Raw genomic sequence first — 25,479 nt, 5'->3', positions numbered from 1 at the left:
TCCTGCTCTTCTCCATCGCGTTTTCGGATCAGCACGCCGGAGGCCGCTGACACCTTCAGTGTGCTCCGGTGGCAGACACGGGGGTTAGGGCCTTAAGCCCCTCAACCCGGCGCTGGTGACCGGGCTGGTGATGAACCGGCTGCTGCGCGTCCAAACGGCAGCTCAGAAGCCCGTGGGTTCCGTTTCGAACTCCGGCTCACCCGGCGGAGCCTCGTGATGGAGCGGACGGAGCGCCGAGGTCTGTTCCAGCCAGATAAGGGCGTCATAGCGCCCTCCCATCCGGGTGGGCACGTAGTTCCCGTATTCCCGGGCGGGGCGGTAGACCACCCCGATGGCGCGGTGCCCCAACCAGGCCGACAGCCACGGCCCGGACCTGTCCCTGCCGAATTCCAGCAGCGCAGGTGCACCCAGGGCCCTGTGCAGCAGGTCCTCGTGGCTGCCGGTCCGGGCTTCCGGCACGGTCAGTACCCGTTCAGGGGACCCCCACGCATCCGCGGCCATCACTGTTCCCCGGTACGATCCAAAACCCACCAGGGTCACGCCTTCGGCCCCGTGGCGCTCGCGGAGCATCTGGCCCACGTTCACCAGCCCGTCCCGTGCCATGTCCGTGGCCCGGGCATCGCCCACGTGGGTGTTGTGCTCCCAGATGATCCCTTTGGACGCAGGGCCCAGATGCGCGCTCACCCTGTCCACCGTGTCCGCCATGTGACGGTCCCGGACGTTCCAGGACTCCCGGCTCCCCTGCACCATGATGCGGTAGTAGTGCTCGGCGTTGGCGGCAACCACGGCATTCTGCACTGCGTCGAACGCTTCGTCGCTTTCGGCGCGCGGTTCGTGGTCCCGCAGCGCCAGTGCCCGGTTCCGCACCTCGGTAAGCAGGGCAACGACGTCACCCTCGCACGATTCGGGGACCAGCCGGGTGCTCCAGGCGTATTCGTGCGGGTCTTCGTGATGCGGAAGGAAACACTGCCACGCCCGCATGGCCGCGGGAACGGCGTCGGGCTCGTTTTCCTCCAGCCAGCCGATGATTTCCCGCAGGGAATCCCATAGTGAGTAGACGTCCAGGCCGTAGAAGCCCACCCGCTCCTCCAGGGGACGCTCCAGGTTCCAGCCGCGCAGCCAGTCGAGGAAGCCCGCCACTTCCTCGTTCGCCCACATCCAGGTGGGCCAACGCCCGAACCCGGCGAGCATGGTGTGGACGCCCGTGTCCTGCCCGCTTTGTCCCCGCACCCAGCGGTTGATCCGCCAGCAGTCCGGCCAGTCGCCTTCCACCCCGATCCAGCTGTAGCCCTGTTCTTCGATCAGCCGCATGCTCAGGCGGGCGCGCAGCGTGTAGTACTCGTGCGTGCCGTGGGATGCTTCGCCGATGGCCACAAAGCGTCCGGCACCGGCCCTGTGGACCAGCCGGTCAAGATCCCGGAACCCGCTGAGCGGCCGGGCCAGGGTGCGGATCTCGTCCAGCATGCTCAGGACGGCACGGTTTCCGTTGGTCATGTCGGGTCCTCGAGCGAGATGCTTTCGAGGTACTCCGGAACGCGCACCCGCCACCCGAGTTCGCGCTTGATGCGGATCCGGAGGGCATCGGACGCCTCGGGTTCGCCGTGGGTGATGTACGTCATCCGCGGTTCCCGCTCGGCGGCCCTCATCCACTCGATCAGCCCGTCGGAATCCGCGTGCGCCGAAAGGCTTTCCATCTGGATCACTTCGGCGCGGATGCGGACATCCTCTCCGTAGATCCTAAGTTCCCGTTGGCCGGCGGCGAGCGCCGCTCCGCGGGTTCCACCGGCCTGGTACCCGCTCAGGATGATGGCGTTCTTCGGATCGGGCCCGTATTCGGCGATGTGGTGCAGGATCCTGCCGCCTGTGAGCATTCCGCTGGCGGAAATAATCACCATCGGCCCGCCGCGGAGGTTGAGCAGCTTCGAATCGTCCACCGTCCGCGTCATCTTGGCCACTTTGTACATGTCCTCGTACTCCCGCTGCTTGAGCCTGTGCTCGTCGGGGTGCCGCTGGTACATGCCGGAAGCGTCGATGGCCATGGGGCTGTTGAGGTACACGGGGATGTCCGGAATCGCGTTCCTGGCGCGCAGGCGGGACAGATGCAGCATCAGTGTCTCCGCCCGTCCGACGGCGAACGCGGCAATCATGATCACGCCGTTCTTCTTTGCCACACGGGTGATGATTTCGCCCAGCTGCAGTTCAGGAGCCAGACTCGAGTGCTTGCGGTTACCGTACGTGGATTCGGTGACCAGGATGTCAGTGGCACCAAGCCCCCGGGGCGGAAACATCAGCGGATCATCATTGCGGCCCAGATCGCCGGTGAAATGGATGGAGTGCTGGCCGACCTCGAGCCTGATCTGGGCGGCCCCGAGGATGTGGCCCGCGGGCAGGAACGTCGCGGAGACGCCCCCGCCCAGCTCCAGCGGAGTGTCGAAGCCCTGTTCGCGGAAGCTGTCGAGCGACCGGACCGCCTCGGCAGCCGTATAAAGCGGAACCGGCGGGCTGTGCCGGGACGATCCGTGCTCGTAGGCGTATTTGGCTTCCTCTTCCTGCAGGTGCCCGCTGTCCGGCAGGAGCAGGGTGCAGAGCTCGGTGGTGCCTTCCGTGGCGTACACCGGTCCGTTGAAGCCGTCCCGGACCAGGGCGGGAACGTAGCCGGTGTGGTCCAGGTGGGCATGGGTCAGCAGGACGGCGTCGATGGAGTCCGGCCGGACGGGGAAGGGGATCCGGTTGCGGTCGCGGAGGACCTTGTAGCCCTGGAACAGCCCGCAGTCCACCAGGATGCGTTTCCCGCCGGCTTCCACCAGGTACCGGGAGCCGGTCACGCTGTCCGTGGCTCCGAGGAACCGGAGTTGCGGGTGTTGGTGTTTCATGGTGCTCCCTGCTCCCGTTGCGCAGCGTTCCCGTTGCCGTCCGGCAGTCGGCAGCGTCGCGGAAGCGCCAGGGCCGCGGCAGGCGTGGCAGGCGCACGGACTGCAACGAGCCGGACTGCGCAGTCGCGATGTACGTCCTAGCTTCCGCTTCTTCCGGCAGCCCACCTAGGGCCGAAAGTCACGGCTGCGGGCGCATTCGTGCCTTTCGGGGAACCGGAGCCGGCAGTACGCTGGAACCACCCCTTGGAGACGTCGTATGGCTGAACAGGATTTGATCACCGGCGCCCGCGCGGCGTTCGCCCGCAGGGACTGGCCCGCGGCCCGGAACGGGCTGCTTGCAGCCAGGACCACCACCGGCCTGGAGCTGCAGGACCTCGATGCCCTCGCCGACGCGATGTGGTGGCTGGGCGACATTCCCGAAGCGCTGTCGGTAGCAGAGGACCTGTACCGCGGCCTGGCCGGGGCCGGCGACCTGCGGGCGGCCGCGATGAAGGCCATCATCCTCTCCCTGCAGTGGGGTACCCGGGGGGACCTCGTGGTTGCCTCCGGCTGGCTCAACCGGGCACGGCGCCTGCTGCAGGACCTTCCGGAGGGGCCTGAACACGGCTACCTCCTCTATCTGGAGAGCGCCATGTCCCTGGACCTGGAGGAAGACCCCGGACCGGCGCAGGATGCCGCAGCCAGCCTCGACGCCCTGGCGGGCCGGCTGGCGGACACCACCCTTGGCTGCTTTGCCCGGGTCATCGCCGGCCTTGCCGGCGTCCGTGCCGGGCGGACCGAGGAGGGTTTCAGCGACCTGGACGAGGCCATGCTTCCCGTCCTCGCGGGTGACGTCGCCGCCGTATGGGCCGGGGACATCTACTGCACGGTCATCCACCTGTGCCACCAGCTCGGGGACCTGGCCAGGATGCGCGCCTGGACCGGCGCCCTGGAGCACTGGACCGCGGGCCAGTCTGCCACCTTTGTGTACACCGGCGTCACGCGCATCCACGAGCTTCAGCTGGTGAGCGCGGAAGGCGGCTGGGATGTGGTGGAACGCGAAATAGGCGCCTCCAGCGACAACCTGGTCACTGCGCACGGCTGGATGGCCGGCGCGGGCTACTACGAACTGGGAGAGGTCCGCCGCCTCCGCGGCAACGCTGCGGGGGCGCTGGCCGCGTACCGCCGTGCACGGGAGCTCGGGGTGGACCCGCAGCCGGGTGAGTCCCTGCTCCACTATGCAGCCGGGGACAGCACCCTGGCGCTCAACCAGCTGCGCGCAGCCCTGGGCGAGAGCCGGCTACTGGACCGGACCAGGCTGCTGCTGCCCGCCACCGAGCTGGCACTGGACCAGCATGACGGGGCGCTCGCCGAAGCGCTGGCAGCGGAACTGGAACGGATAGCAGCCCGGTTCGCCTCTCCGGGACTCCAGGCGTGGGCTTCCCAGGCCCGCGGCGCCGTCCTGCTGGCGTCCGGCCGCGCGGGCGACGCCCTGCCGTTCCTGGAGGCGGCCGCCCGTACGTACCGCACGCAGCGTGCACGCTACCGCACCGCCCGGATCCACGAGCTCCTTGCCGATGCGCGCCGGGCCCTCGGCCAGCCCGGCGCAGCCGATGCCGACCTCGCCACAGCGCTCGCAATCTACCGCCAGCTCGGGGCCGGCCCCGACATCGACCGGCTGGAGCGGGGCGCCGGTAGGGCCGGCGGCAGCGCCGACAACCCTGACAGGGGCGGCCTGACGGCCCGCGAATGCGAAGTCCTGGCTCTCATCACCACCGGTGCCAGCAACCGCCAGGTGGCGGACGCGCTGGTCATCAGTGAAAAGACGGTCGGACGGCACCTGGCGAACATCTTCGGCAAGATCGGTGTGTCCACCCGAACCGCCGCGGCCGGCTGGGCCAGGGAACACCGACTTGCGTGAAGTACGACGACGGCGAGCGCCGCTGCCGTCGTCGTCCTGCGTTCGCTTGTCCGTATTCGCTTGGCCGCCAGGTCCGGGGAACGCGCCCCTGCATCATTCGCCCCACAGCCCGGCGAAAGATGCATGATCCGCCCGACGCGGCGTGCCCGGCCGCGAACGTACTTTCGAAGTAGCCGGACAGGAAGTCCGCCGACGAAAGGAAAGACAATGACCACCACAGACCTCCATCTCACGGCAGGAGACGGGGCGGCCGCCCGCGGCGACGTGCTGGCCGCACAGGACGCCGTTGAAGCGGCCGCTGCACGGCTGCTCGGCATCCTCAATGACAGCTCGGCTGCCGTCCTGGCCAGCATCGGCCACCAGACCGGGCTTTTCGACGCGATGGCCGGGCTGCCGCCGGCCTCGAGTGAGCAGATTGCCGACGCTGCCGGACTGAACGAACGCTACGTCCGCGAATGGCTCGGCGGCATGGTGACGGCCCGCTTCGTGGAGTACCGGCCTGCCGCAGGCACCTACCGGCTGGACCCTGCGCTGGCGCCGTCCGTGGCCGGCCCGGGCGTCAACAACCTGGCCCGGACGCTGCAGTACATCACCCTCATGGGTGAGGTGGCGGGCAAGATAGCGCAGAAATTCCGGACCGGCGGGGGGCTGGGGTATGAGGACTATCCGGATTTCGTCGGCATTCAGGCCGCTGACAGCGCCTCGGTCCACGACGCGTCCCTGGTGTCCGCCATCCTCCCGCTGACCGGGTGCCTGGACAGGCTGCGCACGGGGATCGACGTCGCGGATATCGGTTGCGGGGCCGGCCACGCCGTGAACCTGATGGCCGAAGCCTTTCCCGCAAGCCGTTTCACCGGCTACGACTTCTTCGGGGACGCTGTTCTCGCCGGACGGGCGGAGGCCCGGCGGATGGGGCTGGGGAACGTCCGGTTCGAAGTCCTGGATGCTGCGGCCCTGGACGTGGTGGAAGGCCTGGACCTCATCACCGTTTTCGATGCCATCCATGACCAGGCCCGGCCGGCGAAGGTGCTGCAAAACATCCACCGGGCGCTGCGTCCCGACGGCAGGTTCCTGATGGCTGACATCAAGGCGTCAAGCAACCTGCTGGACAATGTGGAGCTTCCGTGGGGAACGTTCCTCTACGCGATTTCCACGTTTCACTGCATGTCCGTGTCCCTGGCACAGGGCGGGGACGGCCTTGGAACGGTCTGGGGCGTGCAGCTGGCCGAGTCCATGGTCCGCGCCGCAGGCTTCGGCACCGTCGACGTGAAGGAACTCGAGGAGGACCCGTTCAACGCCTACTTCGTGGCACGGAAGTAGGCGCCGAACGGCTCAGTCGGCGCCGGTCCCCTGCTGCCGGGACCTACTGCTGGGGACCGGCGATGTTCACCAGCCAGGCGACGCCGAACTTGTCCGTGCACATGCCGAAGGTATCGCCCCACGGCGCTTGTTCGAGCGGCACCGTCACGGTGCCGCCGTCGGACAGCTTCTCCCAGTACCCGCGCAGTTCACCGTCGTCATCGCCGCTGAGGGAAACGGAGAAGTTGTCGCCCGGGGTGAAGCTCATGCCGTTGGGCGTATCGGCACCCATGAGCACCAGGCCGGATTCGGTGGTCAGCATGCCGTGCATGATCTTGTCCTGCTCGGAGGCGTCTTCGCTGGCATGGAATTCACCAAAGGTGCTCATTGCCAGTTCGCCGCCAAAAACTGACTGGTAGAAGGTCATAGCGTCCCGCGCATTGTCCCGGAAGCCAAGGTAGGGGTTCAGTCTCGTGGTCATCTTCAGGTGTGTCCTCTCGTACCGGTCGATACCCGGACCACGCGTGGATCCGGTGTGGCCGCCCGGGCATGGAACACTTCATATGTTGCCCCAGTCATGCCGGGCTGCATAGGGGGACTCCCGGGCCGGCCGCCGCGCGCCGGGCCGGCGAGTGCGGATTTCCCCGCCGGGCCATAAGCTCAGGACATGGCGAGATACTTTGACGTGCACCCCGACGATCCCCAGCCCCGCGCGATTGGCCAGATCGTGGAGCTCCTGCGGTCCGGCGGACTGATCGCGTACCCCACCGACTCCTGTTATGCCCTCGGTGCCCAGCTCGGCAACCGCGAGGCCCTGGACCGTATCCGGGCCATCCGGCAGCTGGACAGCAAACACCACTTCACCCTGGTCTGCAAGGATTTTGCCCAGCTGGGACAGTTCGTCCAGATCGACAACGATGTGTTCCGCAGCATCAAGGCAGTCACCCCGGGCAGCTACACGTTCATCCTTCCCGCCACGAAGGAAGTGCCCAAGCGCCTGTTGCACCCGAAGAAGAAGACCGTGGGCGTCCGGATCCCGGACAACGCCGTGGTCCAGGCGCTGCTGGCCGAGCTGGGCGAGCCGCTGCTCTCCAGCACGCTGCTGCTTCCCGACGAGGAAGAACCGCTCACGCAGGGCTGGGAAATCAAGGAACGGCTGGACCACGTGGTGGATGCCGTGGTTGATTCCGGGGACTGCGGGGCGGAGCCGACGACGGTCATCGACTTCTCGAGCGGGTCCGCGGAAGTGGTCCGGCGGGGTATGGGAGATCCGTCCCGGTTCGAGTAGGTCCCTTTCGCCGGCGGGCGGCCCGACGGCTGCCCGCCCGGGTTTAGTCCTTCTTGCGTGCCCTGCTCGGCTGGACCCGCGGAGGTTCGCCCGGCATTTTCGGGTAGTCCGGCGGGAACGGTAGTTCCCCGAGCCCGGCGCCGACGTCGCGCTCCCACCACTCGAGCAGCACGTCAATCTTCCCCGGTTTGGCGTTCATGTCCGCCCACGGGTCCCCGACGGTTTTGAGCCGTTCCGGGACGGTGAGGATGGTGAAGTTCTTCGGGTCCGCGCTGCCCAGTTCGTCCCAGGTGATCGGACAGGACACCGGGGCGTGGCCCAGTGCGCGGGGGCTGTAGGCACCGGCTATGGTCCGGTCCCGGTTTGCCTGGTTGAAGTCCACGAACACGCGTTCGCCGCGTTCTTCCTTCCACCAGGCCGTGGTGACTTTGTCCGGCATCCGCCGCTCCAGTTCACGGGCGGCCGCGATCACAGCGTGGCGGACGTCCAGGAACTCGCGGGTGGGCTCCACCGGCGCGTAGACGTGGAGGCCGCGGTTCCCTGAGGTCTTGATGAACGAGGTGAGGCCCGCTTCGGCGAGCACCTCCTTCAGCGCCAGGGCCGCGGGGACTGCGTCGTCGAAGTCCGTTCCCGGCTGGGGATCCAGGTCAATCCGCAACTGGTCCGGGTTGTCCGTGTTTTCAGCGCGCGACGGCCAGGGGTGGAACACCACGGTGTTCATCTGGGCGGCCCACACGGCGGCGGCGGGTTCGTCAAGGACCAGCATGGGATGCGAGCGCGCACTCGGAAAGACCACCTTCACTGAGCGGATGAAGTCCGGTGTGCCCTTCGGCGGATTCTTGGAGAAGAACTGCTCGCCATCCACGTTGTCCGAAAACCGCTGCAGCGCCACCGGCCGGCCGCCGTTCGCCGCGATGAAGGCCTCCCCCACCTCCGCAAGGTACCGCGCGAGGTCCAGCTTGGTCAGGCCGATGTCCGGCCACAGGACCCGGCCGGGACTGGAGATCCGCATGTCGCGGGGACCGTTCGGCCCGTCGACGGTGAGGGTGGTGGTTTCGCTCGCCATGGTGACAACCTACCCCCGGCCGGTCCGCCGCGTCAGCACTTGGCCACGAATGGAAGAAACTTGGGCCTGTCCACTGGGCACGCGCCTGCCGGTCTGTCAGGATGTGAACTGGCCGGATGCCCTGCGGTGCCCGGGAAATCGTCGAAGGAGACCCGTTCCATGGTTGAAGCCGCTGGTGTGGACCAGGCATCGAGGCAACATGCCCTGAACGCGCTGGGCGCGCAGGCTGACCTCACGTCCCCGGGGCAGGACAGCAAGGACTTCCGTCAGCGCTTCGACCGTCACTTCCCTGACCTGTACCGGCTCTTCCACACCCTGTACGGCGGCCGGCCCGACTTCCAGGAGCAGCTGACGGCGCTGGTGCTCCAGACAGCCCGATCCTGGAACGAACGTCCGGCGGAACTCAAGGCCCTGGACGCAGAACGGGAGCACCATTCCGGGTGGTTCCAGTCGAACCGCATGCTGGGCGGCGTCTGCTACGTGGACCGCTACGCCGGGGACCTTGAGGGTGTCCGCGCCCGGATCCCCTATTTCCAGGAACTCGGCCTCACCTACCTGCACCTGATGCCGCTGTTCCTGGCACCCGAACCGCATTCCGACGGCGGCTACGCCGTCTCCAGCTACCGCGACGTCAATCCAAAACTGGGCACCATGACGCAGCTGCGGGAACTCGCTGCCGAACTGCGCTCCAACGGCATCAGCCTGGTGGTGGATTTCATTTTCAACCACACCTCGGATGAACACGACTGGGCCCGGCGCGCGGCCACGGGCGACCCGGAGTTCAGCGACTATTACTGGATCTACCCGGACCGGACCATGCCGGACGCCTTCGAACAAAACGTGCGCGAGATCTTCCCGGACGACCACCCCGGCTCCTTCATCGAAATGCCGGACGGCCGCTGGGTCTGGGCCACGTTCCACACGTTCCAGTGGGACCTGAACTACTCCAACCCGGCCGTCTTCCGGGCCATGGCCGGGGAGATGCTCTTCCTGGCCAACCAGGGGGTGGACATCCTGCGGATGGACGCGGTCGCCTTCATCTGGAAGCAGCTCGGAACCCCGTGCGAGAACCTCCCTGAAGCCCACACGCTGCTGCAGGCCTTCAACGCGGTCTGCCGCCTTGCAGCGCCGTCCCTGCTTTTCAAGTCAGAGGCGATCGTCCACCCGGACGAAGTGGCTCTGTACATCGACCCCGCCGAGTGCCAGCTGTCCTACAATCCCCTGCAGATGGCCCTGATCTGGGAGGCGATGGCCACCCGCGATGTGTCGCTTTTGTCGCAGGCCCTGGAACGCCGGCACAACATCGCCGCCGGGACGTCCTGGGTGAACTACGTGCGGAGCCATGACGACATCGGCTGGACGTTCGCGGACGAGGACGCCGCGGAGCTGGGCATCAACGGCTTCGACCACCGCCGCTTCCTCAACTCCTTCTACGTCAACCGCTTTCCGGGCAGCTTCGCCCGGGGCGTCCCCTTCCAGGACAACCCGCGGACCGGTGACTGCCGCATCTCCGGCACGACGGCCTCGCTCTGCGGCCTGGAGGACGGCACCGGCCAGGCGGTAGACAGGATCCTGCTCGCCCATTCGGTGGCCTTCAGCACCGGCGGGATCCCCCTGCTCTACCTCGGCGATGAGGTGGGGCAGCTCAATGACTACGGCTACGCCCTGGAAGAAGGCCACGGCACGGACAGCCGGTGGGTGCACCGCCCCCACTACCCTGCCGAGCGGTACGCCAAGCGCCACGACCGGGCCACCCCTGAAGGCGCGGTGTTTGAGGGGCTCCGCACTATGATCTCGGTGCGCGCGGCGACGCCGGAATTCGCCGGGACACGGCTGGTGCACTTCGACACCAACAACCGGGGCGTCCTGGGCTACCAGCGTCCCGGAGAAGGAACCCGCATCCTGGTCCTCGCCAACTTCAGCGACGGGCACCAGACCGTCACGGCCCATACGCTCTCCGGCTTCGCGGTGGGGGCAGTGGATATCCTGACCGGCAACCCGGTGCGACTCGACGGTGGAATCAGGCTCCGGCCGCAGGAGTTCGCGTGGCTTCGCGTCACCCCTGCGCGGGACTAGGTGCTGGCATCATGGACTCATGCCCGTACCCGAATCCCCCGTAACCATCACCGTCGGCGATCTCCAGGTCTCCGGCGTCTACGCCCGGCCGGACACCCCGTTCGCCACGCTCGTCCTGGCGCACGGGGCCGGCGCCGGCATGGAGCACCCCTTCATGGTCGGATTCACCAATGCGTTGAACGACGACGGCGTCGCCACCTTGCGCTTCAACTTCCCCTACCGCGAGGCCGGACGGAAGTTCCCCGACCGGCCACCGCTCGCGATCGCCACCTGGCGGGCGGCCATGGAAGAGGCTGCGGCCAAGGCGGCCGCACACTCCGACACCGGTCCGGTATGGGCGGCCGGCAAGTCGTTAGGCGGCCGGATGGCGTCCATGGCCGTCGCCGAGGGAATGCCGGCGGCCGGGCTGGTGTACCTCGGCTATCCGCTGCATCCCCCGGGCAAGCCGGAGAAGCTGCGGGACGAGCACCTCTACGGCCTCACCCTTCCGATGCTGTTCATGCAGGGAACGCGGGACACGTTTGCCACCCCTGAACTGCTGGAGGGCGTTGTCGGCCGGATCGGGCCCACGGCCACGCTCCACTGGTACGAAGGCGGCGACCACTCGTTTGCGGTCGCGGGCAAAAAACGGAGCGCCGAGGACATCGGGGCTTCCGTTGCCGGCCCGGTTGCGGCGTATCTGCGCTCACATGGCTAGCTTCGGGCCGCCGGGAGCTCACTGCCTCGGAGCCGTATGCGCCATGTTCGGTGGCAGGGGCTCGTGGCGAAGGTAGGTGCGCCGGAAACGGCCGGTGCCTGCTGTCAATGCCCGCAGATCAACCGCGTAGCGCAGCAGTTCCTGTTCCGGTATTTCTGCGCTGATCTGGGTGCCGCTGCCGTCGGCCGAGGCGGTGCCGGTCAGCCGCCCGCGCCGGGAAGAGAGGTCGCTCATCACCGCGCCCACATAGTCGTCGGCAACGCTGATGGTCACCGCCAGGACGGGTTCGAGGAGCTGGATCCGCCCCGCGGCCGCGGCCTCCCGCAGTGCCAGCGCCCCGGCCGCCTGGAACGCCGCATCTGAGGAATCCACGCTGTGCGCTTTGCCGCCGGTAAGGGTCACCCTGATGTCCACCACCGGGAACCCTGCTGCCACGCCCTTCTGCATTTGCGCCCGGACGCCCTTTTCCACCGAGCCGATGTACTGCCCCGGGATGACCCCGCCAACGGTCTTGTCAACAAATTCGAAGCCCGCGCCGCGTTCGAGGGGCTCCACGTCAATGTCGCAGATGGCGTACTGGCCGTGGCCTCCGGACTGTTTGACGTGCCGGCCGTGGCCCGAAGCCGGCGCGGCGAACGTTTCGCGCAGCGGCGTCACAACGTCCACGGTCTGCAGCTTGACGCCTTGCTCGCGCAGCCTGTCCAGCACCACCTCACCGTGGGCTTCGCCCATGCACCAGAGGATGAGCTGATGGGTTTCGCCGTTCCGCTCAACGCGCAGGGTCGGGTCACCGGCTGCAACCTTCCCCAGGGACTTCGCAAGGGCGTCCTCGTCGCTGCGGGTTGCCGCTTCCACCGCAACGGGCATCAGCGGCTCCGGCATGTCCCACGAAACCACCAGCAGCGGCGCCTCCCTGGCTGACACGGTGTCGCCGGTTTCGGCATTGGCCAGCTTGGCGATGGCGCAGATGTCCCCCCGCCACGCAATAGGGCACCGGCCGGAGGCTGGACCCCGCCGGGGAGTAGAGGTGGGTGAGCCGCTCGTCGCTGTCGTGGTCCTCGTGGCCCCGCTCCGCCAGCCCGCGGCCGCTGACGTGCACGGCGGAATCCTCGCGCAGCGTCCCGGAGAAAACCCGCACCAGGCAGACCCGGCCCAGGAACGGGTCGATGGTGGTCCGCACCACCTCGCCGGCCAGTGGGCCCGCGGGATCGCACGCCAGCGGCGGGACCGGCTCACCGGCCAGGCCGGTGACCTGCGGCAGGCTGCGCTCCAACGGAGAGGGAAATGCACGGGTCAGCATCTCCAGGAGTTCGGCGACCCCCAGCCCCGTTTCAGCGGACGTTGCCAGCACCGGAAAGAACGTTCCGCGGGCGACGGCGGTTTCCAGGTCGCTGACAAGGGCATCGACGTCTATTTCCTCGCCGCCGAGGTAGCGGTCCATGAGGGTCTCGTCCTCGCTCTCCGAGATGATTCCCTCAATGAGTGTTCCGCGGGCGCTTTCGGACGCCGTCACCTCCTCCGTGCCGGCTTGCCGCACTTGCGGTACCGGTGAGCCGGCGGAATAGTCCGACACTGTCTGCGAGAGGAGTCCCAGCAGCCCGGTGCTTGCGTCTCCGGTGCGCACCGGGAGGTAGGCCGGCACCACCGAATCACCGAACGAGCGCTGGCACTCGGCCACTGTTGCCTCGAAGTTCGCGCGCGGGTGGTCCAGTCGACTGATCACGACCGCCCGGGGCATCCCCACCTGGTCGCATTCTGCCCACAGTGCAGTGGTGGCGGCGTCGATGCCCTCGATGGCGGACACCACGAACAGGGCGGCGTCCGCTCCCCGCAGTCCTGCGCGGAGTTCGCCGGTGAAATCACCGTAGCCCGGCGTATCGAGGAGGTTGACCTTGATGCCGTCCACCATCAGAGGGGCTACGGAGAGCACCACGGAGCGCTGCTGGTGCACTTCGGAGGGTTCGGTGTCGCTGACCGTTGTCCCGTCTTCGATCGATCCCATCCGTGAGATCACACCGGTCGCGGCCAGCAGCGCTTCCACCAGCATCGTTTTGCCGGCACCGGAGTGGCCTACGAGAACCACGTTGCGGACCTTCTCCGGCGAATCGGCAGGAGCCCCGGCGGAGGCGTCCGCCCGCCGGGAATCAGAGGTGCTGCGGGCCGGGCTCTTGGCCCGGCCGTTTGAGCTTTTTACCGACATGAGCAACTCCAGGCGTCTTAGTCGTGAGCCGCCATGCGGCCTCTGTAAGACGATTCGACACCCTGAGGCCGCCGAACTTCAAGAGGGTGCGGTGCAGCCCTGCCCGCAGGGTTAGCTTTCGTCGTGCCACCAGCCTTCCCAGGGGGTGGATGTGAGTTGCCCGCTGGGGAAGGCGCCCTTGGAACCCGCCCCGCCGGCGTGCGGATCCTTGTCCTTCCAGCCGGAGTGAAGGGAGAGTGTCAAAGTGCTCAAAAGAGTCATCATGGTGTGTCCTTCCGTTCGCTGCATGGACCGCCATGTCCAGGTAGGAATGAGCGTAACCGGGCAATGTTTCGCGGCAACGACGCAAGGTTTCCGGTGTGTATCAGTTACCTCACTGGGGCACTTTGGGGTGCTGGAGATCTACTCTGCGAGGATCAGATACAGCGCCCGGCGGGCTTCGTCAATCTTTTCGACGGCGGCCAGGCGCTGTTCGTCTGTCGCCGCAACCCGGAACTGATGAATGACGCCCATGAGCTTGCCTACGCTCTGATGAAACGCGGGACCCGTGCCCTCGGGGTCGGTGTTCCAGGCATTGCCCAGCTCGTCCGCATGGTCCTCCACATACGCCTTGCCGGCATCGGTGAGGGTGAACTCGGTGCGCCTGCCCTCACCAACGGGCGCGATGAGTTCTTCGTCGACGAGCTGCTGCAGCGTCGGGTAGACGGAGCCTGGGCTGGGACGCCAGGCCCCGGACGTTTTTTCCGCGATGGTCTTGATCAGCCCGTAGCCGTTGGAGGGTGCTTCCGCCAGGAGGGACAGAATGGCCGAGCGGACATCGCCCCTGTTGGCCCTGCGCGGGCCGCCTGGTCCGAAACCAGGTCCAAAACCCGGCCCGAAGCCTGGGCCGAAGCCCCGCCCGAATCCGCCGCCGCCATGTCCGTGGGGTCCGCGGCGGCTGCGGCCTCGCTCGAAACGGCCCCGTTCCGGGCCGTTGTCTGAAAATTTGTCGTGAATGCCTCTCATGATGGCATCGTCCTTCCGCTTCTTATCACCGACCATCGGCGATAATTAACGATATATCGGTAAGTATCGCCGGTCAAGAGTTTTCGCGGGAACCCGCAGGAGGCGCTTCTCCACTGGCAGCCAATGGCAGCGCCAACCGCATGGTGGTTCCCGCCGGACCGGTCCGGGCGATCTGAACGCTCCCGCCGGCGCCCGACGCGATGTCGCGGACCAGGGACAGACCGATGCCGAAGCTGCGCTGCGTGCCCTGGTGGCCCTGGGTCCTGACAAACCTTTCGAAAATCCTGTCCTGGTCCACTCCGGTTATTCCCGGGCCGGTATCCGCCACCGTAATTACGGCCTGGTGTTTGTCCGAGACCGCGGTGAGCGTGATCCGGCCGCCGGCGGGGGTGTGCGTCAGGGCGTTGTCGGCCAGTGCGAGCACGGCACGGCGCAGGCTCCCTACGTCGATCCAGGCAAGTGGACGGCCTTCGTTGCGGACCACAACACTGATGCCCCGGTTACGCGCCAGTTGCTGCAGGCTCTCGGCAACGGCGGCGGTCACGTCGGCCAGGTCAGTAGGTTCTGTCGGTGCGTCCTGTTGCGCCCCGGTCGCCGCAAGCAGGAGTTCGTTGACGATGGCCGTCAGCGCAGCCGTGTCGTCACGGATCCGGGCCAGAGCCTTCCCGGGTTCCGAATCCGGTATTGCGTGGCGCTGGGCTAGCTGAATACGGGCGTCCAGGATCGCCAGCGGGGTGCGCAATTCGTGGCTGGCATCCTGGACAAACCTCCGCTGCAGTGCCAGTGCTTTTGCCAAAGGCTTAATGGCGCTTCGTGCACTGGCCCAGCCGACGCCTCCGGCCAGGACGATGCCAGCCACGCCGGCGATGATCAGGGCTTCGAACAGGTCCTTCGCATCGAGGTAGGCATAATCCGGGGCCGGCACTCCCGAGCCGGGCACGGCGGGGTGGGCCAGCTGGTTCGTGAGGTAGAAGGCGGCCCCGGCGAGAAGGCAGAGGACCATGACGGCGCACGCTGCGCTGATCCGGACGGCAACCTTGAGGGCCGCCCGCCGAAGGGTTGCGCGGTCGGGACCGTCGCCCCCGGCGGGTGCCTCATTCATGGGCGTCACCGATCTGGTATCCCACACCGTGGACGGTGCGGATGACGGTCCTGGCGATTTTTCGGCGAAGGTGGTGCACGTAGGTGTCGATGACGCCAGGCTGGTCAGTGGGCTGGAACAGGGACGAAAGCAGCTCGTCACGGGTGAAGACCCGTGTTGGCTCGTTGGCGAACGCGGCCAGGAGTTCGGTCTCCTTCGCCGTGAGGGAAACCAACGGCCCGTACACGGAGCGGATGGACCGGGAGGTTGTGTCCAGTTCCCAATCCCCGATGCTGAGCAGGGGCCGGGCGCGGGTGAAGCTCCGGGTCAAGGCACGGAGCCGGGCGCTGAGCTCTGCGACGTCGAACGGCTTGGTCATGTAGTCGTTCGCACCTGCATCCAGGCCGTTGACTTTGTCTTCCGTGGAACCCAGTGCGGTCAAAATGAGGATCGGAGCCGCGACTCCCTTCGAACGCAAGGCAGTTATAAGCTCCACGCCGTCCATCCCAGGCAGCCCGCGGTCGATGATCATCACGTCCCAGGCTTCTGTCAGGCCGAGATGAAGGCCATCCCTCCCGTTGGCAACCAGCCGGATCCGGAAGTCGATGCCAAGAAGTTCAACGATGAGGGGACCCAGGGCGGCATCGTCTTCGACCAGAAGCAGGGCGGGCAGGATATCCGTTGTCATGACGGCTATTCTTCCGTGGCTGGTTCTTTGGCACGTGATTCGTCCACCGCGACTTCCCGCTCGGCGGCCCGTAAAGTGCGGCGGCGTTTGAGTAGCTCGATACCCCAGGGGAGCACGGAAACGAGGACCATGACAACGGCGATCACATCAATGTTCCGGGCGACGATCTCGAAGTGTCCCAGCCACGTGCCCAGCAGGGTCACGGAGACGGCCCAGGCCACGGCACCGATGATGTTCCAGAACGTGAAGGCCTTGTACCCGTAGCGGGCGATGCCGGCTGTCAGCGGCGCATACGTGCGGACGAGGGGAACGAACCGGGCAAGGACGATGGCCGGGCCGCCGTGGCGGTGGAAGAATTCCTCAGTCCGGGTCAGATGGGCGGTCTTCAATACCCTGGCATCGTCCCTGAACCATCGCCTGCCGAATGTACGGCCAAGCAGGTAACCCACCTGGTCCCCGGCCACAGCCGCCGCCGCGACCACGCCGATCAGTACCGGCAGGGTGAGCTGCAGCTGTTGGTGCAGCAGACCGGCGGTGAACAGCAGGGAGTCTCCGGGCAGGAAAGGGAACAGGACACCGGATTCGACGAAGACCATGGCGGCGATGACCCCTAAGGCGGCAGGTCCCAGGCCCTGGAGCAGGCCCGCAGGATCAAGCAGGGACAGTCCGCCGGTTGAAGCTGCGAAGGCCGGGGAACCGGCAAAGGCCTGGACGATGTGAATGACGCCCTCCTCAGGACAAAAAACGTCGGGTTGCCGCGTTGACGGGCACACGCTGAAGGATCCTGGCCGCGAACCGGTTCCAGAGACCCGTGAGCAGGACAAGGGCCGCGCCTGCCGCCAGGAACGAGGCAGCCACGTCCGTAGGGTAATGGACCCCGATATACAGCCTCGACCACGCCACAACGGGTGCCAGCGCCACGCCTGCGGCCGCCGCGGGACGGGCCCAACGTGTCCCCCGGACCAGGCAATAGAGGGCGAAACCCAGCGTGATGGAGAATGCGACATGACCGCTGGGAAAGCTGTTCGAGCCGGTTTCCGGGGCCAGCGGGTCAAGCAACAGGCCAGGGTTGGGCCGGTCGCGCCGGATGATGAGCTTGAAGAATTCGCTTGCCACCCACCCCGACGCCGCCACCACACCGAACGCGACCGCGTCCACCGCCGACCTGCGGACCAGCAGGACGATCAAGGCGATCAGGGCAATGACAACCACACCGCAAACAGGGCCGAAGGCGGTGTTCAAGGCCATCGCTGCGGCCGTCAGGATGGCGGAATGATGCCGGCTGAGGTCCTGGTCGACGCCCAGTTCAATAACAGTCTCCCCTGGAAGGAATTGCACGGTCAGGCCCAGCCCGAGAACTGCGGCACCCAGGAGTCCCGCGGACATGATCCAATGCCGTGCCTGGGGAAGTTCCAGCAAGCCGGGACGCGCCTCTGCTGTGTCGGTGCCGGCAGTGCCGGCAGCCCTTGCCGGGCGTGGTTCCGTGCGGTCGCGGTGAACTTCGGTCATGGTGTCTTTCCTTCAGGGCACGGCGGACGGTTGGCCGCTAACACAACCTTCGCCTCCTGCCATTAAGGAATCCGTAAGAACTTCAGGCGCCTCCCTGTACCGGCTGCGCCTACAGGTGCCGGAGGTACCTTTCGGGCGACTCGAGGAATGACCGCCAGTTGGAGACAAGATCGAGGTCTGCCCATTCCTGACGCCGAAGCCCCCAGGGTCCCGTTTCGAGAATCTGCGCCCCGGGAAGGGCAGCGAGGACGGGTGAGTGGGTGGACATGATCACCTGCGAGTCACCCTCGGCAAGGAGATCCTTCAGGACCGACAGGAGGCTGAGGCAGCCCGCGAAGGACAACGCCGATTCAGGTTCATCGAGCACCCACAATCCGCGCCCCCGGAAGCGATCCACCGCCAGCTCCAGGAACGATTCGCCATGTGACAAGTGGATCTGGTGCTGTGGCAGGACAGCCGGCCACTGGCTGCGGTCGAGGGGCCGGGCCGGATCTTCCGTCAGCCGTCGGATCGGGACGCTTTGTGCGGGCATGCCCCATTCTTGCAGGCACGCGCCTGAACCTCCTTGGAACCGGGTACGGCCCTACATCCTGCTCTTGGTCCGGGCGGTGGCCGGCGCCGTCCACGGGTCCTCCGGCCAGGGGTGCTTCGGGTAGCGGCCGCGCATCTCCGCCCGCACCTGCGCATACGGACCCGACCAGAACGATGCCAGATCATCCGTCACCGCGAGGGGCCGCCTTGCCGGTGACAGGAGGTGGAACAGCACCGCAACCCTGCCGCCGGCCAGCCGCGGCGTTTCAGCCCAGCCAAAGCATTCCTGCAGCTTGACCGCCACAACCGGCCGGCCGTCGTCGTGCTCCGCGTCCGGGTAATCGATCCTGACGCGCGAACCGCTCGGCACTTCGAGCGTCTCAGGCGCCAGCACTCCGAGCCGGGCCGCTTCCGGCCACGGCAAGAGACGGCGCAGCGGTTCCGTGAGGTCGATCCCGGCGGTGGCGGCCCCGCCGGCAAGCGCTTCCAGTTCGGGCGCCAGCCAGTCGCCAAGGCGGGACAGCAGCGCTTGTTCGGAAACGTCCGGCCAGGGGCTGCCCAGTTCCCGGTGGAGCAGCGCGAGACGGCGGCGCAGGGCATCCGCCGCCGTCGACCATCCGATGGTTCCCAGGCCTTCTTTTCCCAGCGCGCGGGCCACGGCTGTCCGCCCCTCGGCGGCGGAGGGCCGCACCGGCGTCGAGGACAGCATGATCGCGCCGAGGCGGCGCTCCCGGCGGGCCTTGACCCGTCCTTGTTCGAATCCGGCTTCGACCGTTTCAGCCAGCAGGTGCCGGGCTGCGGCCTCCGCCGTGTCAGCGGAAAGCGGCGCGGCCGAACGGATGACGGCGCCGGTTCCCGCTGCGTCGCGGCCCTCAGCGCGCGAGACTTCAGCGACCGCCAGCCACTCATGGCCGGACAGCGGGCTGCCCGCCGGCAGGCCTGCCCGGGTGCCGGAAGAGAGCAGGTAGCGCTCCCCCGCGCCAGGCACGCGGCGCGCCACCCGGTCCGGGAAAGCCAGGCCGACGACGAACCCGACGGCCTCCGCGGCGGCCACCGGCGCCACGGTCAGGGATTGTTCGACGACGGCGATCTCCTTGCGGACGATCGCTTCCATCCGCCGGACGTCCTCCTTCCAGCGCCGGGCCGCCGGATCCTTGCCTGAACGCAGCGCCGCCAGTAGCCGCGTGAGGTCGGCGCCCGGGGCGCGCTGGTCACCGGCGACGACGGCGACAGTCTCCGCCGCGGTCCGGTGGCCGACGGTTGCGGCGCCGTCCAGCAGGGCGCGGGCCAGGCGCGGGTCGGCGGGAATCCGTGCCAGGACCTTGCCCAGCCCTGTGGCGAGGCCCTCCGGACCGATGGCGCCCAGCTCGCGGAGGACTTCAACTGCCTCTCCCATGGCGGCCGCCGGCGGCGCGTCCGGAAGGGCCAGCCCTTCTCCGCCGGGTGATCCCCAGCAGGCCAGGACCAGCGCTGCGCCGGTCAGGTCGGCCACTGCGATTTCCGGGGTCTGGTGGGCCGGGGCGGCGCCGAAGGTCCTCTGGTCATAGCAACGGACCACACGCCCCGGCCCCTGGCGCGCGGCGCGTCCGGCCCGCTGTTCAGCGGAGGCGCGGGAGCAGGACACAGTGACCAGGCCGGACATGCCGCGGTTGGTGTCGCGCCGCGGCTCCCGGGACAGCCCCGAGTCAATGACCAGCCGGACTCCCGGAACGGTCAGCGAGGATTCGGCAAGCGCGGTGGAGACGATGATCCTGGCACGTCCGCCAGGTTCCCGCCCCGACACTGCACGGTCCTGCTCCGCCGGGCTTGCCTGGCCGTGCAGCTCCAGCACTTCGGCGTCCGCCCTGCCGCGGAGACGTCCAGCGACGTGCGAGACCTCCCACGCGCCGGGTACAAACACCAGGGCATCCACGCCCGGGTCCGCCGCAAGCGCCGCGGCATGTGATGACGCGGCGGTGTCCGCCACATGGTCCAGGAACGCCCGGGTGACGCCCCGCGGGTCCAGGCGCGCCACAGCGGCGGGCGCCCACTCGGTCTCCAGGGGGTACAGCGCGGACGGACAGTCGACGACCCGAGCCAGCCCGCCGCCGTCGTGCGTCACTTCAGCGCCGGTCCCGTGGTCCCCCGACCCGATCAGGGCGGCAAAGCGCGGTGCATCCAACGTGGCGGACATGGCCACCAGCATGAGGTCGCCGCGCAGTTCGCGGACCTCCGCGAGCATGCCGAGCAGCAGGTCGGTCTCCAGTCCGCGTTCGTGAACTTCGTCGAGGACCACGGCGTCCACGGTTTCCAGGCCCGGGTCGGACAGGAGCCGCTGCAGCAGGATGCCGGGCGTGACGAACTCGATCACGGTCCCGCCGCCGGCTACGCGCTCGCCGCGGACCGTGTAGCCGATGCGGTCCCCGAGCCGGCTGCCGTCCAAGGTGGCCAGGCGGCGCGCCGCCGATCGCGCGGCAACACGTCGCGGCTGAGTGACGACGATGCGCGGGCCACGGTCCCGTCCGGCGGCAGCCCCTGAACCACCGGACACGGCTTCGGCTGCGATGTTGGCGAGCAACGGCGGGACCAGGGTGGTCTTGCCGGTACCGGGTGGCGCCTGGACCACCGCGGTTCCGCCTTTTCCTCCCGCACGCAGGGCGTCGGCCAGCTCCCCCAGCGACGCGGCGAAGGCCAGGCCCGCGCCGATGACACCCAGATCGAAGGGTGCGTTGGGGCGTGCGGAGGCCGGAGGGAGCGGAGAAGTCACGCCTCCATTGTGCCTACAAAGTTCAAGGGTTCAGCTCGCGGGTGCGCTGACCGCGATGAAGCCGCCCTGGGGGTCGCCGATCACCGCGTTGCGGAATCCCGGCGTGTTCATCGGCGCCATCAGGATGGTGCCGCCCAGCGCGTCGGCGTGCCGGGCGACGGAATCCGCATCACTGACAGCGAAATTGACGCTCCAGTGGGGCGGCACAGCGACGCCGTCAGTCGCGGTCACGACGGCCACCACCTGGCCGGAGCGGCGCCACAGCGCAAAGGGAGCGTCCGGCACCGATTCACGTTCCCAGCCGAACATGGCGCCGTAAAACGACTGCGCTTTCCCGACGTCGGTGGTGTGCAGAGAGCTCATCGCCCAGGTGTTCGGCTCATCGGCCAGCACGGCATCGTCGCTCCCTCCGGCCTGCCACAGGCAGAACGGCACTCCCGTGGGGTCGGCCACCACGGCCATGGCTCCATCTGAACCGACACCAAACGGTCCTGCCAGGAGGCTGCCTCCCGCTTGCCCGGCCCGAGCCAGGGAATGGGCCACGTCGCCAACACGCACGTAGGTGTTCCACGTGGGCCCGGACAGCGCGGGTGCCTGGCCGATCCCGGAAACCAGCTGCCCGTCCAGCCGTGCAGCATAGTAGCTGCCCTCGAGCCCGGCCGGCATCGGGGCGGGATCGTCAAAGCTCCAGCCGAAGAGCGGGCCGTAGAAGTCCATTGCCGCCCGGGGATCCGGCTGGAAGGTGTCGACCCTGCACGGCGCGCCGATCGAGCGGGTATCTCGGGTTGTCACTATGGCGCCTTCCTGTTCCGTCTGGACTCGTTCCTTTGTGCAGCGTATGCAGGCACCGGCACTGCTTCAAGCCTTTGCGGACGTTCCTGACCGCCGCCCGTCGGCCGGCGCCTGGGTCTGAGTCCGCTGAGCGAGTAGATTGTTCGCATCCGCTGACCTTTTGCGTCACGCGGTTCAGCGCAACGAGCACGTGGACAAGGACCCGGATGAGCCGGCCGTACCGCATCGACACTCACCAGCACATCGTTCCACCGGGCTATGCAGGCTGGATGCACGAAAAGGGCATCCGCCCCGGCGGCGTGGGCCTGCCGTCGTGGTCCGAGCGCTCCGCGTTGAAGTTCATGGACAGGCACGACGTTCAGACCGGGATCCTGTCCCTGTCCACACCCGGCGTATATTTCGGGAACGCGGCGGAGGCGCGGCGGCGGGCGCGGGAAGTCAACGAATACAGTGCCAAAGTGGTGGCCGGCCGGCCGGAACGGTTCGGGTTCTTCGCCACGCTCCCGCTGCCGGACGTGGAGGGTGCCCTGGCGGAAGCCCGGTACGCCCTGGACACCCTGCTCGCGGACGGGATCGTGCTGCTGGCTAACAACGACGGCCGCTATCTGGGCGATCCGGGCTTTGAGCCCCTGCTGGAGTTCCTAGACCACCGCCGGGCCGTCGTCTTCATCCACCCCGGTGAACTGCCCGCTCCAGCGGTACCGGGCGTACCCGCCTTCGCCGCAGATTTCCTGCTCGACACCACCCGCACCGCGCTCAGCCTCATCCTGTCCGGTGCGATGGAGAAGTACCAGGGAATCAAGTTCATCCTGGCCCACGCGGGCGGCTTCGTGCCTTACATCGCGTCCAGGATCCTGCTGACGATGCTCACTCAAAAGGACCTGGCCCTCAGCGCGCTTGCGGCGCTGACAGATAAAAAACAATCCATCCTGCGGCGGTTTTACTATGACGTCGCCCTGTCCGCCAGCCCGGCGGCGCTTCCCAGCCTGCTCGAGGTAGCTGACCCCGGCCGCATCACATTCGGCACTGACTTCCCGTTCGCCCCATCGGCGGCTATCGATTTCCTGACCATGCAGTACGAGAATTACCCTCTGGAACCCTCCCTGCGTGCGGCGATAGACCGCGGCAATTCGGAGGCGCTGTTCCCCCGGCTGAGGCAATCCACCATGTAGGAGTCCCGTCACGAGTGGTGGTTTCCACCGTCGGTGGCCGGGAGGACCTAGCGGGTAATGCCTAGAGTCTCAATGCGTGCTGCACACGACACGCGTTCCAGAGTGGCCGCTGCCCCGGCGCGGTTGTTCCTGCCAGTGTCATCACACCAATCGATGCCGTACGGCGTAGCCTCAACGGCCGCGTCTCCGATAGCCGCTTGGAGCGGAACCTCAAAGGTGTAAGCGAATCCGCCGGCGTCATTCATCGGGGCAGTTGTGTTAATGACCTTCGCGCCGGCCGCGTCGGTGACAATCACCTGGACGCGGGCATTCCGCCCGTAGCGGGGATCACAGTCGGCGTCCGACGCTTGGACCGTTACCGTGTCGCCGGCTTTCGCCCTCGGCGGGTTCACGGAAAAGGCGGGCGGCATGCACGGCGGGGGCCCGTCCCCAGAAGACACGACACACCCTGACGAAGAAGCCACCGCGATGACCGCGCTGACGGCAATGCCCACCGAGAATGGCCTGCGTCCCATGCGGGAAATCGTAGACCGGGATTCTCAAGCTCTCCGGCCGAAATGCGGTATCACTCCTTCACCGATGCCCGATCCTTCTTTGCCTCGCGGGCTAGGATCTCGTTATGGGCCCAATGGAGGATTTGTTCGAGGGGCCGGCCACCGGATTGCCCGCACCGATCTCACGCGGCGCAGCACTTTATGCGGAGGTGACCGGCCGCGAAGCCCCGGTCAGGCACGTCGCAGGCTACTCCGCGTTCCTCGGGTTCTGCGCCGGCCACGAGGTGAGGGCGGAAGAGTTGGCCGACGACCCGGCTCGGCTCGTGTGGTTCCTGCAGGCATTCTCTGCCGAGATTGAGAGCGGAACTGCTGTCAGCGCCGCGGCAGCTGTTTTCACCGGAAACACCATTGCGCGGCTGAGACCGGATGCGGAGTGGACCGCCTACGACACCGGGTCTCCCCTGGTTGGAAACCGGCAGACAAAGTTCGACGTAGGTCGCCTGCTTGAGGCCCTGCGCACCGCGGACGAGGACTCAGTCCGGGGCCTTGTCGCCAAACTCTCGGACTGGGCCAGGGAAACGGAGGACCCGCCTGCCGTCCGGCCCGCACCGGTCCCGCCGGGCGCAGGCCAGCCCCCTTATATCCGGCCGACACTGCCGAGGACGACGTACTACTCACCGGAAGGTATACCCATCCCCTACGGCAGGCAGTGGGGTGCGGACGGTCCTGACCCGGATTCGTACAGCGTTGACAGCCATCCCGAGCGGTTCGCCGGGCTTCACGCCGTCGCCGTGGCACTCATTGATCACCTGTCCGCCGTCTACGACGTGGAGGTCGATAACGATCCTCGTCATGCCACAGAGTTGCTCACGGACGCCGGGGAGGTGCTGCGGGCTGTCCGGGTCACTCCACGGCGCTCCGGAGCAGCACCGCTGACGTTTGTGCTGACCGGCTACCCGGGCGTCCGGATCCACGCCGGCCTGCTGCATGATTTTCCGTTTCCGGCCTGCGGCTGCGATGCGTGTGACGAAACCGCGGAGACAGTGGCTGACCGGATGGAGATGCTGGTGCTGGCGGTCGCGGCAGGAGGTTACAGCGAACGCTATCCGGTGGGCCGCCGCAGGTGGAGCGAGTACGCACTGACCGCAGTCGACGGTTCCGGGTCGGAAAGCGGGAGCGGTGAACCGGGCCCTGTGGATGCCGCACGGCTCCAGGAAGCGGAGATCGGGCTACGTGAGGTGGCGGGCGGATGGAGCCCATGGCCACTCAGGTCATGACTATGAGCGGGCGGCCAAAGCCTACTCCCGGAGGTGGTTCCGGTGCCGAGGAGGTGGGCCTTCCCGCGAAGTTGCGCCACGAGGTTAAAGTTCCTCCAGCTTGCCGGAGCGGACCTCCGAAGGATTCATGGCCTTAAACCTGCGGCCATATGTGCCGGCCGGGACCTCCCGCGTTCACGGTGGAATCCCAGCGGAAGATGGCAACATGGGGACATGACTCCTGCTCACGGCTTGTCCGGCTTCCATCGGCGTCCCCGACCCATCAAACCCAAGGCCGGTCAGGAATCGGTGTGGGACTACCCGCGTCCGCCAAAGGTCGAGCCGCGATCGGAACGGGTGATCGTGCGGCTTGGCGGCCAGGTGATTGCCGACACCACCGATGCAGTGCGCGTGCTGGAGACGAGTCATCCCCCGGTGTACTACCTGCCATTGGACGCCTTCCGCGCCGGTGTACTCGTCCCGGTCGAGGGCACCAGCTTCTGCGAGTTCAAGGGCGAAGCCCACTACTTCGACGTCGTTGCCGGCGGAGTCGTCGTTCCCCGCGGCGGATGGACCTACCCGGAACCCACCCGGGGTTTTGAAGCGCTCAGCACCCGGGTGGCCCTCTACCCGGGTCGCATGGATTCCTGCGAGGTCAACGGCGAGCAAGTGACCTTCCAGGAAGGTAGCTTCTACGGTGGTTGGATCACCTCGCAGATCGTTGGCCCGTTCAAGGGTGGTCCGGGCACGGCCGGGTGGTGAGCACATCCGTCTTGCGCGCCGGCAGGACGTGCCCCGGCCATCGC

Annotated in this window: 21 protein-coding genes and 2 pseudogenes; 8 read left to right on the top strand and 15 right to left on the bottom strand. The window is 67.4% G+C overall.

Translation table 11 applies throughout. The annotated features are described in order from the left end of the window. Window positions 1-162 precede the first annotated feature (162 nt). Both TV39_RS10475 and TV39_RS10470 read right to left on the bottom strand, forming a co-directional pair. Window positions 163-1,494: an erythromycin esterase family protein gene (locus TV39_RS10475; RefSeq protein ID WP_043481347.1), complete on the bottom strand. Its 1,332-nt coding sequence runs from the start codon at window positions 1,492-1,494 to the stop codon at window positions 163-165. Beyond that, window positions 1,491-2,873, bottom strand: coding sequence for an MBL fold metallo-hydrolase RNA specificity domain-containing protein (locus TV39_RS10470; protein ID WP_043481345.1), 1,383 nt, complete (start codon window positions 2,871-2,873; stop codon window positions 1,491-1,493). The genes TV39_RS10475 and TV39_RS10470 overlap by 4 nt, the downstream gene beginning before the upstream one ends. A gap of 256 nt (window positions 2,874-3,129) precedes the next feature. On the opposite strand from TV39_RS10470, the gene TV39_RS10465 reads away from it, so the two are divergent. After that, the gene (locus TV39_RS10465; RefSeq protein WP_043481343.1) at window positions 3,130-4,773 is read left to right on the top strand and encodes a helix-turn-helix transcriptional regulator; all 1,644 of its coding nucleotides are present in this window, start codon (window positions 3,130-3,132) and stop codon (window positions 4,771-4,773) included. Between the two features lie 207 nt (window positions 4,774-4,980). After that, window positions 4,981-6,093: a class I SAM-dependent methyltransferase gene (locus tag TV39_RS10460; RefSeq protein ID WP_235347357.1), complete on the top strand. Its 1,113-nt coding sequence runs from the start codon at window positions 4,981-4,983 to the stop codon at window positions 6,091-6,093. Window positions 6,094-6,136: 43 nt separating this feature from the next. Here TV39_RS10460 and TV39_RS10455 read toward each other — a convergent pair whose 3' ends face one another. After that, complete coding sequence (locus tag TV39_RS10455) at window positions 6,137-6,553, bottom strand: VOC family protein (RefSeq protein WP_043481342.1); 417 nt, start codon at window positions 6,551-6,553, stop codon at window positions 6,137-6,139. Between the two features lie 186 nt (window positions 6,554-6,739). Here TV39_RS10455 and TV39_RS10450 point away from each other — a divergent pair, with 186 nt between their 5' ends. After that, window positions 6,740-7,360, top strand: a complete 621-nt coding sequence (locus TV39_RS10450; protein WP_043481340.1) for an L-threonylcarbamoyladenylate synthase — start codon at window positions 6,740-6,742, stop codon at window positions 7,358-7,360. Window positions 7,361-7,403: 43 nt separating this feature from the next. Here the strand turns inward: TV39_RS10450 and ligD are convergent, their stop codons facing one another. Then, window positions 7,404-8,426: a non-homologous end-joining DNA ligase gene (gene ligD, locus TV39_RS10445; protein ID WP_043481339.1), complete on the bottom strand. Its 1,023-nt coding sequence runs from the start codon at window positions 8,424-8,426 to the stop codon at window positions 7,404-7,406. A gap of 159 nt (window positions 8,427-8,585) precedes the next feature. On the opposite strand from ligD, the gene TV39_RS10440 reads away from it, so the two are divergent. Together TV39_RS10440 and TV39_RS10435 are read left to right on the top strand one after the other, a co-directional pair. Further along, the gene (locus TV39_RS10440) at window positions 8,586-10,502 is read left to right on the top strand and encodes an alpha-amylase family glycosyl hydrolase (RefSeq protein ID WP_043481337.1); all 1,917 of its coding nucleotides are present in this window, start codon (window positions 8,586-8,588) and stop codon (window positions 10,500-10,502) included. 19 nt (window positions 10,503-10,521) lie between these two features. Next, entirely contained in the window at window positions 10,522-11,199 is a 678-nt protein-coding gene (locus TV39_RS10435; RefSeq protein ID WP_043481335.1) for an alpha/beta hydrolase family protein, read from the top strand. An 18-nt stretch (window positions 11,200-11,217) separates the two neighbouring features. Here the strand turns inward: TV39_RS10435 and TV39_RS10430 are convergent. The 10 genes and pseudogenes from TV39_RS10430 to TV39_RS10390 all read right to left on the bottom strand — a co-directional run bounded on the left by TV39_RS10430 (window position 11,218) and on the right by TV39_RS10390 (window position 21,751). Further along, window positions 11,218-13,399, bottom strand: a pseudogene (locus TV39_RS10430) (elongation factor G-like protein EF-G2). A 111-nt stretch (window positions 13,400-13,510) separates the two neighbouring features. Further along, the gene (locus TV39_RS22265) at window positions 13,511-13,663 is read right to left on the bottom strand and encodes a hypothetical protein (RefSeq protein WP_160292500.1); all 153 of its coding nucleotides are present in this window, start codon (window positions 13,661-13,663) and stop codon (window positions 13,511-13,513) included. 138 nt (window positions 13,664-13,801) lie between these two features. Further along, window positions 13,802-14,404, bottom strand: coding sequence for a PadR family transcriptional regulator (locus tag TV39_RS10425; protein WP_043481482.1), 603 nt, complete (start codon window positions 14,402-14,404; stop codon window positions 13,802-13,804). A gap of 73 nt (window positions 14,405-14,477) precedes the next feature. Next, entirely contained in the window at window positions 14,478-15,506 is a 1,029-nt protein-coding gene (locus TV39_RS10420) for a sensor histidine kinase (RefSeq protein WP_043481334.1), read from the bottom strand. Beyond that, window positions 15,499-16,173, bottom strand: a complete 675-nt coding sequence (locus tag TV39_RS10415) for a response regulator transcription factor (RefSeq protein ID WP_043481332.1) — start codon at window positions 16,171-16,173, stop codon at window positions 15,499-15,501. Before TV39_RS10415 ends, TV39_RS10420 begins: the two co-directional genes overlap by 8 nt. Window positions 16,174-16,178: 5 nt before the next feature. Continuing rightward, entirely contained in the window at window positions 16,179-16,946 is a 768-nt protein-coding gene (locus TV39_RS10410) for a DedA family protein (protein WP_326942416.1), read from the bottom strand. Further along, window positions 16,906-17,682, bottom strand: a complete 777-nt coding sequence (locus TV39_RS10405) for a phosphatase PAP2 family protein (RefSeq protein WP_235347355.1) — start codon at window positions 17,680-17,682, stop codon at window positions 16,906-16,908. Before TV39_RS10405 ends, TV39_RS10410 begins: the two co-directional genes overlap by 41 nt. 109 nt (window positions 17,683-17,791) lie before the next feature. Beyond that, window positions 17,792-18,112: pseudogene (locus TV39_RS10400) on the bottom strand (AAA family ATPase); the annotation flags it as partial. 153 nt (window positions 18,113-18,265) lie between these two features. Next, window positions 18,266-20,959, bottom strand: a complete 2,694-nt coding sequence (gene hrpB, locus TV39_RS10395; protein WP_043481329.1) for an ATP-dependent helicase HrpB — start codon at window positions 20,957-20,959, stop codon at window positions 18,266-18,268. Between the two features lie 30 nt (window positions 20,960-20,989). Then, a complete protein-coding gene (locus TV39_RS10390) occupies window positions 20,990-21,751 on the bottom strand; it encodes a VOC family protein (RefSeq protein ID WP_043481326.1) in 762 nt (253 codons plus the stop codon). Window positions 21,752-21,957: 206 nt separating this feature from the next. Between TV39_RS10390 and TV39_RS10385 the strand changes: the two genes are divergently transcribed. Further along, on the top strand, window positions 21,958-22,923 hold the full coding sequence (locus TV39_RS10385; protein WP_043481323.1) for an amidohydrolase family protein: 966 nt from the start codon (window positions 21,958-21,960) through the stop codon (window positions 22,921-22,923). 47 nt (window positions 22,924-22,970) lie between these two features. Here TV39_RS10385 and TV39_RS10380 read toward each other — a convergent pair whose 3' ends face one another. Next, complete coding sequence (locus tag TV39_RS10380; protein WP_235347347.1) at window positions 22,971-23,315, bottom strand: hypothetical protein; 345 nt, start codon at window positions 23,313-23,315, stop codon at window positions 22,971-22,973. Between the two features lie 227 nt (window positions 23,316-23,542). Here TV39_RS10380 and TV39_RS21415 point away from each other — a divergent pair, with 227 nt between their 5' ends. Continuing rightward, a complete protein-coding gene (locus TV39_RS21415; RefSeq protein WP_144406388.1) occupies window positions 23,543-24,694 on the top strand; it encodes a DUF6226 family protein in 1,152 nt (383 codons plus the stop codon). Window positions 24,695-24,907: 213 nt separating this feature from the next. Beyond that, complete coding sequence (locus TV39_RS10370; protein WP_043481321.1) at window positions 24,908-25,435, top strand: DUF427 domain-containing protein; 528 nt, start codon at window positions 24,908-24,910, stop codon at window positions 25,433-25,435. Window positions 25,436-25,479 lie beyond the last annotated feature (44 nt).

It is taken from the genome of Arthrobacter sp. SPG23, assembly GCF_000876655.1.
GTDB lineage: Bacteria > Actinomycetota > Actinomycetes > Actinomycetales > Micrococcaceae > Arthrobacter.
The sequence above is the reverse complement of the archived record's forward strand: the minus strand, read 5'-3'. Positions and strand labels throughout refer to the sequence as shown.